Consider the following 12143-nt stretch of genomic DNA (forward strand, 5'->3'; position numbering starts at 1 on the left):
ATGCGTATCCGAGTGGGCGCCGTGCGGGCGGCAGGGACAGGTCTGCAGTGCCGCGCCGTGGGGCACGCGCTGCTGATCCATCCCAAGGGCGAACCCGACCCGCAGGCCGCCGCGTTCGCCGCGGGGCTGGCGCCGGATCCCCAGCACACCGTGGCCGTGGTGGACCTGCCGTTCGGCACGCTGGAGGACTCGGCGGACGCGGTGGCACGCCTGCTGGCCCACCGTGGTCACAGCCTGCGCCTGGTCTTCGGTCGCGCCACGCCGCAGGAGTCGCGGCGCACCGCCCAGCGGATCGCGGACCGGCTGGACCGGCTGGTGCTGGCCCCGGACGGCGAGGTGCTGCCGACCGACGGCGGCGGCCTGTTCATCCCCAGTGAGCACGGTGCGGGGTGGCTGAGCTTCCGTCCGGGCCGCCCGGCGAAACGCGACTCCCGGCGCTTTCCCAAGCCCCGCTGGGAGTTCTCGACCTTCGACCGCCCCTGGGCGACCAGCGGCCATGGCCTGGTCGAACCCGTCCCCAGCGGCGTGTGGGTGCGCAGCCCCTACCTCCCCGACTCCCCGGAGAGCGGCCAGCGGCTGGTCGACCGTCTGCCGAGTCACCCCGAGATCCTCACCGTGGTCCTCGGCAGCCCCGGCGGGCCTCCCGTCACGCTGTCGGACGTGGCCCGGCTGTGGGACACCGTCCTGCCGTCCGCGCGTTCCTGGGTGCGTTTTCTGCACCTCGGGCCGGTCGCGCTGCCCGAGGGCGCCGAAGCGCTGGGCCAGGAACTCGCCGACGCCCTCGGCCAGCAGGTGGTGCTGTACACCGGCGTACCCGTCTCGGCGCGCGTCGGTCTCGACTCTCCCGAGGTGGCCTCGCTGCGGCCGGACGGCACGCTCGGCCACCGGCCGTTCGTCAGCGAGTTGATGTACTTCCCGCGGACGGGCGACACCCCTGCCCCGCCTGCCCTCTTCGGCCTGCGCCGGCCGCTCGTCGAGGTGCCGGAGATCTCCGCCGGCGTCTACGAGTACGCCCACGACGCGGTGCTTGAGGTCGTGCAGAGCGGACTGTGGATGCGCCCGTCCGTCGAACCCGTGGGCAGTGACGCGGTACGGCGGATACCGGCGGCGCCCGGCTATGCGGCCATCCTCTACGACCGCAGCACCCCCGGCGCGGAAGACCGTATGCGCGCGCTCGCCGAGGACATGCTGTGGAAGCTCGACCCGGACCGTCGCGTGGGCTTCACCGTCGTACCCGCCGACGCGCCGGGCGTGGCGGCCGGTGTACCGGACGACGCCTATCTGTGGTCGCCGCAGGACCCCGCGGTCTACGGCCCGCAGCAGGTCGCACCGCCCCTCACCAGGCAGCGCCGCCCGGTCGATGTCGCGCCCTGGGCCCCGGCGTCCACGGGCCGGTCGCAGGAGGGCCGGGAGCGCGCCGCCGTCCCGGCCGGCGCCCCCGGCCGGGCGTCCGCGCTGAACCAGCTCGACGAGTCACCGGCCGTTCGCGTCGCGGGCAGGAACGACACTGCCTCGGCGGTCGCACCTGCCCCGGCGCCCCAGGCCGCCCGTACCGAATCCGACGTACCGTCGGCCGCCCTGCCCCGCACGGAGTCCGACGCCGGCCGGTCCGCGGCGGACGGGGACGAGACGAGCGGTGCGGCCGCTCGCGTGGCGACGGTGGCCACGGAGGCCGGGAGCATCGCACCCCGCCCGCGCCCGCACGCCCCGCACGAGCCGCCGCCCACCGGCAAGCCGCTCCCGATGCCCCCACCGGCGCCGGACGCCACGCGGGGTCCGGTACCGCCCGCGCCTGACCCGAACGGTCCGGTCACGCCGTCCCGCCCCAAGCTGCCCAAGCTGACCGCCCTGACCACCGTGTCCGAGCCGGCACCCGCAGCTGAGCCGCTCCCGGTACCCCCACCCGCGCGGGGTCCGGTACCGCCCGCGCCTGCGCCCGCACCGAACGGTCCCGTCACGCCGGCCGGCCCCGAGCCGCCCACCGTGCCCGAGCCGGCGCCCACAGGTGAGCCGGAGGCTCCGGTCGGGCCGCCGCGGACCGCCCCGCGCCCCGCCGCGCCCGACCGTGCCGACACCGGCGGCTCCGGCGGCTCCGGCGAGCAGCCGACGCCTGCCCTCCGGCCGGAGCCGCCTGTTCCCGCCCCGGAGTCCGGCCGGGAGTCCGGCCCGACTTCCGTACCCGCGAACACCCAGGAGACGGCACCGGACGCCCCGGACGCCGAGCCGGGTGTCCCTCAGGCACCGGACGCACCCGCCACGCAGGCCCGGCGGACCCAGCAGACTCCGTCGTCGGCGCCGGACGGGCCGGCAGCCGCCGTGCCGCAGGACCCGGAAGCGCTGCGGACGCCGCCCTCGGACCCTCAGGATCCTCAGGCTTCCCAAGCGCCCGTGCCCGCCGTACCCAAGCCGGCGGCCAGGGCCGTCCCGGCCCCGGCGCGGATGATCCGGCTGGAGTCCGACGCGCCGGCCGCCGCTCCCGCACAGCCTGCCGGTCCCGGTCCCGCGCCGGTGCCCGACGGCTCCGGCGGTCCGGTCACGCCTTCCCTCGCACCGGCCGCGTCCGACGGACCCGGGAGCGCCGTGCCGCCCGCCGCCCCGGCGGCCGGAGCGGGGGTAAGGGTCCAGCCGGTGCCCAAGGGCTCGGCCTGCGCCGTGCTGCCGGAACGCGGCACCAGCAAGGAACGTGACTGGGTGCGGCGCACCTTCAGCACGCAGTACAACGCGGTCGCGGGCACGGTCTCACGGGTGATGTCGGAGTCCCCGGGGCTGCGCGGCGGCAGTCGGAGCGAGGCGGCCGACGCCCTCACCGATCTGGTGGCCGTACGGCTCTACCTGTCCGGCGACAGCCGGCAGGTGGACGACGCGGTGCGGTCCGCGCAGGTCGGCCCGCACGTCCCCCTGGCGCGCTGTGTGGCGGCGGGGCTGCGCAGGCTGCCGTCCTACCGTGGCGCGGCGCTGTTGCGGGCCCCCGCCACCGCCATGGAGCGCGGGTGGTACCGGGAGGGCCGGCTGACGACCGAGTGGGCGTTCTGCACCGCGTACAGCGCGCCGCACCCCGGTCCCGAGAACGGCACCGACTTCCTCATCTGGTCGATGACGGCCCGCCGTACCAGCCTGATCGACCCGTCCGAGCCGTACCGGGTGGTGTTCCTGCCCGGCACCACGTTCAAGGTGCTGCGCCCCTCGGACGGTGAAGGGCCGGTCCTCATGCGGGAGTTGTCGCCGTCGGAGATCGCCTCCGACGGCAAGGTGGACGTCCAGCGCGTCCCGCTGGACGAGATCGCCCTCGACGGTCTCGAGCGTGCGGCGGGCGCGTTGAGCGCCAACGACGCGGGCGCCTCCGCGGCGGCCACAGACGGCGAGCAGGGCGGCACCCTGCCGGAGGAACGCTTCGGCACGCCCCCGGGCCTGATCGGTGCGGCGCAGCCGCGGCGTCCGCGCGGCGACGGCGGCGACATGAGTGCGTCTGACAAGGGAGCGAAGCTGTGACCCGGCCCGTGCTACTGGTGTCCCCGGACCGTCCCGGCGCCTACCGCGCCATCGGCGAAGCCCTGGCGGACGCCACCGACGGCGCGCTGATCACCGTCTCCCCCGGGCGGTACGACGAGACGCTCTACATCACCCGCGCGGTGACACTGGCCGCCGAGGGCACGGGCGGCACGGTGGAGATCTCCTCGGCCTCGGGCAGCACCGTGGTGCTGGAGGCGGAGGCCGTGCAGCTCACCGGTCTGAAGCTGTCCGGCACCGACCGGGAGGCACCGGTCCTCGACGTACGGCGCGGGCAGGCCGCGCTCGACGGGTGCCAGATCGCCGGCGAGGCGTGGGCCGCCATGCTGGCCTGGCAGGACGGCGTGGTCGCCCTGCGCGACTGCCACATCACCAACGCCCAGGGCGCCGGCATCGTGATCACCTCCGGCGGCGGCAACGTCGTGGAGCGCTCGCGTATCCAGGAGGTCGGTTCGTCGGCGGTCGTGGTGGCCGAGCACGGCCGACTGACGCTGCGTGAATGCCAGTTGGACCGGGCCCGCGGCAACGGCGTCTGCGTGAACGGACAGGCCACGGCGGTGGTGGAGGCCACCCGGATCTCCGGCTGCGGCAAGCCCGCGCTGGCCGTGGAGCAGAACGCCCGCGCCGACCTGACCGAGGTGGAGGTCACCGGGAGCGCGGCGCTGGACGCGTATCTGACGAGCACGGCCGAAGTGGTGCTCACCCGCTGCTCGTTCTCCGGTTCGGGGGGACAGTCGGTGCACGTCGGCGGCGGCAGCGCACCGGTGCTGCGCGACTGTGTGATCTCCGGTGCCGGGCGCGAAGGCGTCCATGTGGCACCCGGCGGGCGTCCCCGGCTGGAGGGCTGCCGTATCAGCGGTACGCCGACCGGTCTGCTGGTGGAGGCCGACGGACGCGCCGAAGGCGCCGATCTGACCGTGCAGGGCGCCGGGACGGTCGCCGTGCACGCGCAGGGCGGTGAGGTGGTGCTGGAGCGGCTCAAGACCGAGGGCGGCAATGGCGCCGCGCTGCGTGCGGCGGGGCCCAAGGCTCGGCTGACCGTGCGCTCCGCCGAGCTGGCCGTCGGCGGACCGGTCGCCGTCGAGCTGGAGGACAGCGCTTCTGCGACGCTGTCGGCGGTACGGGTGCGCTCCGGCGGCGGCACGGGGCTCGCCCTCGCCTCGGGCGCGCGTGCCGAGTTGGACGGCTCGGCCTTCTCCGGCTGCACCACGGTCGTCGGCGCCGAGGCCGAACTCACCGTGCGCGAGAGCGAGTTCACCGGCTCGGACAGCGACGGCCTGCGGGTCACCGGGGGCGGCGCGGTCACCGCGGTGGGCTGCCGGGTCAACGGCGCACGTGGCCATGGCGTCCATGTACAGGCCTCCTCACGGGCCGAGTTGACCAACTGTGCCGTCTTCGACAACGGCGGCGACGGGGTGCGCTGCAACACCGACGAGCCGGTACGGGTGCACGACTGCGAGGTGCGTGACAACGGCGGTGTGCCGGTGCACCAGCTCAAGTCCGGCCAGGTGTCGGTGGAGCGGGTGGACACCGGCGGTGCCCCGTCCGGCCGTACGGTCACCAGCGCGGACGCGCTCGGCGGTGCGAGCGGCCAGGAGAGCGGTCCGCAGTCGCAGGGGGCCCGTCACACCGGTACCGGCCCGCTGGCGGAACTGGAGGCGCTGGTCGGTCTGGAGAGCGTCAAGCGCGAGGTCACCGGCCTGATCAACCTCAACAAGATGACGCAGCGCCGCCAGGAGATGGGCCTGCCGATGCCGCCCATGAGCCGGCATCTGGTCTTCGCGGGGCCGCCCGGCACCGGCAAGACGACCGTGGCCCGTCTCTACGGTGCGGTCCTCGCGGAACTGGGCATCCTCAGCCAGGGCCACATCGTGGAGGTGGCCCGCGCCGACCTGGTGGCGCAGATCATCGGCGGTACCGCCATCAAGACGACCGAGGTCTTCAACAAGGCGCTCGGCGGCGTGCTGTTCATCGACGAGGCGTACACGCTGACCAACCAGTCCCGTGGCACCGGCCCGGACTTCGGTCAGGAGGCCGTCGAGACCCTGATGAAGCTGATGGAGGACCACCGCGACGAGGTCGTCGTGATCGTCGCCGGGTACTCCGCCCAGATGGACCAGTTCCTCGCCTCGAACCCCGGTATGGCCTCCCGGTTCGCGCGCACCGTGGAGTTCCCCAACTACAGCCCCGAGGAACTGGTCACCATCGTCCGGGGGTTGTGCGCCAAGCACTACTACGAGCTGTCGGAATCGGCGCTGGACGCGCTCGACCGCTACTTCGAGGACGTGCCGAAGAGCGACACCTTCGGCAACGGGCGGGTCGCCCGGCAGGTCTTCGAGGAGATGATCAGCAAGCAGGCGTCCCGTCTCGCTGCCGAACCGCCCCACGACGACAACGAGTTGTCCCGGCTGACCGGCGCCGACGTGATCACGGTGCCCGCCGACCAGGCCGGTGCGAAGGGCGACGCGGGAGCCCCGTCCCCGCGTACCGGGGAGGCCGCCGCCCCGACGCGGCAGCCGGGCCCCGCCACCGGGGCGGCAGGCCCGTCCGCGGGGCTGCGGAAGCTGGCGGCGATGACCGGTCTGGACACGGCCCGGGCAGCGCTGCGCAACCGGCTGGAGGCGCTCGTGGAGGCACAGGCGCAGCCGGGCAGGCCGATCTCGGCACAGGCCAATGTGGTGCTGGAGGGCCCGCTGGGCAGCGGCCGACGGGCGCTGGCCCGGGTGTACGGGCGGTGCCTCACGGAGGCCGGGCTGCTGACCACGGGCACCGTCCACGAGGTGCGGCTGTCGGCCCTCCCGGCGCGCTGGCCGGAGCAGCCCGCCTACCGGCTGGCCACGGCCCTGGAGGAGGCGGAGGGCGGACTGCTGGTGCTTCACCTCGACGACGCCTTCGGCCGCCGCCCCCAGGCCGAGCGTACGGCGGTGCTCGACGGGCTGGCCCGATTGGCCGCCACCCCGGGTGGCACGGTGCTGGCGCTGTGCGGATCGCCTGCCGGGCTGCGGGAGCTGACCCGCGAACGCGGCGAGATAGTGCACGAGTTCGCCGAGTACCTCCGGCTCGATCCCTACACCGCCGACCAGGCCATCGCGTTGATGAGGCGTCAACTCCACGGTTTCGGGTTCAAGTTGTCCGACGAGGCGGCCAAGGTGCTGGCCGCCTCCTTCGAGGCCTCGCCGCCACGCGGGGGCGCCTGGGAGGCACTCCGCCTGGCGGAGCGGCTCGCGGCGTCCGCCCGTACCCGTACCGTCTCAGCCTCGGATCTCCCCCAGCCTCCGGCAACGCCCGGCACGGCACCCGACGCGGCTCCCGACAGGGCACCCGGCCAGGAGTCCGCCGCCCCGGCGCCGCCCGCCTCCGCCACCGAACCGCCCACCTCCGCCGCGGAAGTGGCGAAGCCGACACCGGGCCAAACGGAACCACCGCATCAGCAAACGGAGTCTCTGGTGCGGACATGAGAAACGTCCGCCACTGCCGGGTCGCGCGATCCTTCGACGCGATGCGGCGGCCGGCGGGTGAACCCCCCACCATCCGGCGCGGATGTGCTCCCGACCCGGGAGCGACATCGCTGTCATCGGCTCCGGCCGACGCCGTAGGACAAGAGAGGACCACACCATGGCACTGACGTCAGTCGAACTACAGGGAATGACCGCCGCCCAGGGCAGCTTCCAGACCGCCCTGGACGAAACCACCGGCTCCTACGCGCAGATGGACGGCCAGATCGAGGGTCTGCGGGCGAGCTGGAGCGGCGACGCCGCGAACGTCTACCACAACGCCATGCAGGAGTGGCTGAACGACTTCGACAAGGTGAACCAGGCGCTGCGCACCATGCTGGAGAAGCTGGCGCAGAACACCAACGTCTACGCCAACACCCACGAGAACACCCATCAGCAGGCGCAGCAGGTCGCGCAGCAGATGGCCTCCGGCAACATCGGCCTGCCGGGCTTCCCCTCCTGACACAGCGTCACCGACCGACATACCAGCCGCCCCCACGAAGGAGCCGGACAGAAGATGGCCACGTACACCGTCCAGATGGAGCAGGTCGACTACATCGTCGGCGAGATGAACTCCATCACCCAGCGCATCAACCAGACCCTCGCCGACCTCGACAACCAGGCGAAGGTGCACCTGAGCGAGTGGACCAGCGACGCCCAGCAGACCTACGCGCAGGTGAAGGCGCAGTGGGACGCGGCCGCCGCGGACATGACCCAGAAGGCCGCCGCCGCCACCCAGATGCTCGGCACCATCAACGAGTACTACTCGAGCGGTGAGCGCCAGGGCGTTCAGCTCTGGGGGTGATCTGAGATGGCAGACCGCCCAGCGTACGACCCCAGTGAGCACCATCATCAGCAGTCGCCCGCTCCGACACCCCAGCACTACGACGGCGGCACGACGATCGCGGCCGGGCACGGCAGCGTGCCCCCGGCCTCGACCTTCAACCCGCCGAACGTGCCCGGTGGTTCGGGCAACCCCGGTAGTGGTACCAGCGTGGACACGCCGTCGATGCTGTTGTTCGCCGACAACATCGACAAGCTGATCCAGCCGACGCGGGACGCCGCCAGCGTCCTGCAGAAGGTGCAGGTCGAACCCGGCGCGTTCTACCACGCGAACCAGATCCGGACCAAGGTCAACGGTCCGAACGCCGACGCCGGGCTGAAGGAGCAGTACATCAAGGTCTTCCAGGACCTCGCCCAGGGCCTGGGCGATCTGCGCGACGGCGTGAAGGCGCTGGCGCAGCAGTACACCACCCTGGAAGACGCCGGGCATATGAAGGCCACGGATCTGCAGAACGCCATGCAGACCACGACCAGTGACTTCACCAGCCTGGTGACCGACGCCGGCGGGTCCGGCGGCGGAGCAAGTTGACCGGCGGTCCTCCCGTCCCCCGGTGCCGTCGGGCACCGGGGGACGGCGGGGGCCCCTGACCGAGGCGTGAGCAGGAGACTGGGGAACACATGGGCAGCCCGGACTACAACACCGGCGGGTTCAATGACAGCGGCGACGGTGTCTTCGGCGATCCCGGAACCGATCCGGGCTCGATCAACGACTACAACTCGTGGGACTGGAAGCAGATCATGGCGGCCATCAACGGCATGTCCGCCGGAACCGGTTCCGCCTCGAACCAGGAGCGCGCGAAGGGCATCTCCGACCCCCAGTCCCTGATGGACGCGGCGGGCCACTTCCTGAACGCGCAGGTGGTGCTCTCCGGTATCGCCAAGGCCATCGCCGACCAGGCGAAGGCGCTGGCCGGGGAGAACGGCCCCTGGAAGGGCGACGCCGCGGACGCCTTCCTCGACATGATCAACACCTTCTCCCGCCAGGTGAAGGCGACGTCCGACGTGCTGTCCGGCGGTGAGGCGGGCAACTCCGTCCCCCAGCAGCTCGCGGACAACTCGGTCAACCTGTACAACGCCCAGGTCAAGATCGCCGACATCGACACCTGGTACGCCAACCAGGCCGTGCGCATGGGCGTCAAGCCGATGAGCAACGGTCTGATCCCGATCCACGAGAAGCCCGAGCTGGTCGAGATGATGACCAGCGACATGCGCGCGGTCCTCAAGAGCCTGGCGGGCGAGTACCAGGTCACCATCGACTCGGTGCACACCCCGCCGCCGGTCACCAGCCCCACGAACAACCCCGATGTGCCGAACAACGTCCCGGACGTCAACACCCCCGATCTGACCGACTCCGGCAATCTGCCCAACGTCAATCCGCAGGACCCGCAGCAGTTCTCAGCCCCCGACACCTCGGGCACCGGGGCACCCGACCTGTCGGGACTGGATCCGACGGAGGCGCTCGCCACCCCCGCCCCGTTCACCGGCGGCACCGGAGTCGACGGCAACGCGCCCGGGCTGGACGGTCTCGGAGACGGCCTGGGCAACGACACCCTCCATCCCAGCGCGCTGGACCAGGCGCTCAACCCGACGGCGTTCCCCGGCGGCAGCAACCTCGACGGCGCTCCCAGCCTTGCGAACCTCGCGGCCACCCCCTTCCCGGGCGGCCTGAACACCGGCACGGGGAGAGAACTGCCGCTGGGCAGCAACCTCTCCGAGGACCCTTCCAGCTGGGCCGACGGCACCTCTCCCGAGGGGTTCCCCGGAGACACGGGCGTCGGCGGCACCGGCGGCCTGGGCGCGGGGGACGGCCTCGGCGCGGTCTCCCCCGAGGCGTTCCCCGGCGGCCTCGGTACGGAGTCGGGCCTGCCGGACGGGCTCAACGCGCCGTCGCTGAGCGACGCGTTGGAGTCGCCGAATCTCGCCGGATCCTCGGAGGGCCTCTCCGCCGGCGGCGCGGGCGGCATGCCGATGATGCCCGGCATGGGCGCCGGCGGCATGCCCCAGGGCAACGGCACCGTCGATCCCAGCGACGCCAGCGGCCTCCTCGACGCCGACGCCAAGCCCTGGTCCGGCGACCCCAGTGTGGCCGACGAGATCGGCGGCAAGGGCGCCGAAGCCGGCGGCGACGGACTCGGACTGCCCCTCGACGAACAGGCCGAGGCGTTCCCCGGCGGCCTCGGCACCGACGAGGGCGTCGGAACGGGACTGGGCACCGGCGGCATGCCGATGATGCCCGGCATGGGCGCCGGCGGCACGCCCCAGGGCAACGGCACCGTCGACCCCAGCGACGCCAGCGGCCTCCTCGACGCCGAGGCCGAACCCTGGACCGGTGACCCCGAGACCTCCGAGGAGATCGGCGGGCGCGGGGCACTGGCAGGCGGCGAGGGACTGGGACTGCCTCTCGACGAGGAGGCCGAGGCACTCCCCGGCGCGCTGGGCGCCGCGGAGGGCGAGACCCTCGGCGCGGGCGGTATGCCGATGATGCCGGGCATGGCCGGGGGCAGCCCCGCCGCCGGCCCGGGGACCGCCGACCCGAGCGACGCCTCCGGGCTGCTCGAACCCGACACCGAGCCGTGGACCGGCGAGCCCGGCGTCCCCGACGAGATCGACGGCGGTACCGAGGCGGGCGGCGAGGGCCTCGTGCTGCCGGGCGTGGTCGCGGCGCAGGCGATCCCCGAGGGCGTGATGATCGGCTCGGACGGGCTGCCCATCGCACCGCAGCCGGCGGCAGACCCGGTGGCGCCCGCCGCTGCGGCCGAGGAGCCGGCCGCCCCCGCGGTGGGCGAACCCGCCGTGCCCGGCATGATGCCGGCCACGGCCGCCGCCTCCCCCGGTCCGCAGGAGGAGCGGCCCGACGCCTCGGGCCTGCTCGCGCCCGACACGCTGCCCTGGTCGCCGGAGGCGGACCCCGACGGCGACCGTCCGGTCGTCGGCGCCCACGACGGTCTGGGCGAGAGCGCGTTGCCCGCCGCGCTGCTGGGCTCGGCGGCGGTGGCGGCGGCCGGCACCACCGCCGTCGCGGGCTCGGCGGACTCCGGAGCAGCGCCCGCCGAGCGACGGCACCGGCACCGGGACGACGACGCGGCCGTGATCCTGCTGCCGGTGGGCGGCGGCCGGGGCCGGACGTCGTCCGCGTCCGCGGACTCCGGTCCCGGGGACCCGGCGGACGGGGACGGCGACGGGGAGACGACGGAGCCCGTGCCGCCGCGGCCGACGGGCGAGGACGGGAACACGGAGAGGGGTCCGGTACCGCCGCAGCGGTTGGTCTCCGAGGACCCCAGCCGGCCGGAGCACCAGCAGGAGTACCAGCAGGAACTGCCGGACGGCCAGGTGGCGCCGGCACCGTCCGGCGACCCGGAGTCGGAGGACACCGAGGCGTGGGACAGCTCGGGGTCGTCGTTCGTACCGCTGCTGTGGTCCGTGCCGACCGAGGAGGAGAAGGAGGTCCAGGCACCCGGCTACACCTCGGAGGACGAGCAGACCTGGACCGGCCGGGCGGCCGCCCCGCTGGAGGAGGAGGCGGACGGCCCCCGGCTGTCCACCTGGCGGCCCAACCGGTCGGCGGCCACCGCCCCCGCGGAGACCGTCATCCCCGCCGTGCCGCTGCGCTCGTTCTCCGGTGACCCCTCGGAACTCACCGCGGAACTGCCCGCGCACGAGCCGGTGGAGGACGAGACGGAGGCCGCGGAGGAGGAGCAGCCGAGCCGCGGCATCGCGGACCTGCTGGTCCAGGAGGGCGACACCTGGGGTTCGGCGGCCTCGGACGGGGCCGGAGCGGTCCTGTGACGCCGCCCGCCCCGTGGCGCCCGTACGCCTGCGCACCATCGCCGCACCCAAGGAGACTCATATGACCAGCCCCTACGACGAGGAGATCGAGGACCTGCTGGCGCTGTACCGCAAACAGCGCACGGAGGCCGTCGAGGCCCGGCGCCGGATCAACGAGGTGACCGGCACGGCGACCGCCCCCCGGCAGACCGTCAAGGCGACCGTGAACGCGCAGGGCGAGGTCACCGCGATCGAGTTCCCCACCGGCGCGTACCACCGCATGACGCCGAAGGAACTGTCCGAGGCGTTGCTGACGACCATCCGGCAGGCCCGCGCCAACGCCCTGGAGGCGGTCGCGGAGGTCAGCTCGCTCGGGCTGCCGGCCGGGGTGAAGATCACCGATCTGGTGGAGGGCAGGGTCGACCCCACGGCGCTGCTGGAGGACGAGCCGGGTATGCCCGAGTCGGTGCGCGAGTACATCGCGGGCGGGCGCCCGGACGCACGGCACGACGGCGCCCGGTGACCCTGGGCTCC

Annotated in this window: 7 protein-coding genes; all 7 read left to right on the forward strand. The window is 73.7% G+C overall.

The features are described from left to right. Nucleotides 1–3489, forward strand: coding sequence for a hypothetical protein (locus tag EDD90_RS14565; RefSeq protein WP_123973431.1), 3489 nt, complete (start codon nt 1–3; stop codon nt 3487–3489). Then, nucleotides 3486–6965: a right-handed parallel beta-helix repeat-containing protein gene (locus tag EDD90_RS14570; RefSeq protein ID WP_123973432.1), complete on the forward strand. Its 3480-nt coding sequence runs from the start codon at nt 3486–3488 to the stop codon at nt 6963–6965. The genes EDD90_RS14565 and EDD90_RS14570 overlap by 4 nt, the downstream gene beginning before the upstream one ends. A gap of 157 nt (nt 6966–7122) precedes the next feature. Next, nucleotides 7123–7464, forward strand: coding sequence for a WXG100 family type VII secretion target (locus EDD90_RS14575; RefSeq protein ID WP_185149089.1), 342 nt, complete (start codon nt 7123–7125; stop codon nt 7462–7464). A gap of 54 nt (nt 7465–7518) precedes the next feature. Then, complete coding sequence (locus EDD90_RS14580; protein ID WP_123973434.1) at nt 7519–7806, forward strand: WXG100 family type VII secretion target; 288 nt, start codon at nt 7519–7521, stop codon at nt 7804–7806. 6 nt (nt 7807–7812) lie between these two features. Continuing rightward, nucleotides 7813–8373: a hypothetical protein gene (locus EDD90_RS14585; protein ID WP_123973435.1), complete on the forward strand. Its 561-nt coding sequence runs from the start codon at nt 7813–7815 to the stop codon at nt 8371–8373. A gap of 89 nt (nt 8374–8462) precedes the next feature. After that, entirely contained in the window at nt 8463–11630 is a 3168-nt protein-coding gene (locus EDD90_RS14590) for a WXG100 family type VII secretion target (RefSeq protein WP_123973436.1), read from the forward strand. Nucleotides 11631–11691: 61 nt separating this feature from the next. Beyond that, a complete protein-coding gene (locus EDD90_RS14595; RefSeq protein WP_123973437.1) occupies nt 11692–12132 on the forward strand; it encodes a YbaB/EbfC family nucleoid-associated protein in 441 nt (146 codons plus the stop codon). Nucleotides 12133–12143 lie beyond the last annotated feature (11 nt).

The organism is Streptomyces sp. Ag109_O5-1 (genome assembly GCF_003814875.1).
GTDB lineage: Bacteria > Actinomycetota > Actinomycetes > Streptomycetales > Streptomycetaceae > Streptomyces > Streptomyces sasae.

Coding starts and splice junctions, on each gene's coding strand:
- EDD90_RS14595 (WP_123973437.1), top strand. CDS start 11,692: ATGACCAGCCCCTACGACGAGGAGATCGAGGACCTGCTGGCGCTGTAC.
- EDD90_RS14585 (WP_123973435.1), top strand. CDS start 7,813: ATGGCAGACCGCCCAGCGTACGACCCCAGTGAGCACCATCATCAGCAG.
- EDD90_RS14575 (WP_185149089.1), top strand. CDS start 7,123: ATGGCACTGACGTCAGTCGAACTACAGGGAATGACCGCCGCCCAGGGC.
- EDD90_RS14565 (WP_123973431.1), top strand. CDS start 1: ATGCGTATCCGAGTGGGCGCCGTGCGGGCGGCAGGGACAGGTCTGCAG.
- EDD90_RS14590 (WP_123973436.1), top strand. CDS start 8,463: ATGGGCAGCCCGGACTACAACACCGGCGGGTTCAATGACAGCGGCGAC.
- EDD90_RS14580 (WP_123973434.1), top strand. CDS start 7,519: ATGGCCACGTACACCGTCCAGATGGAGCAGGTCGACTACATCGTCGGC.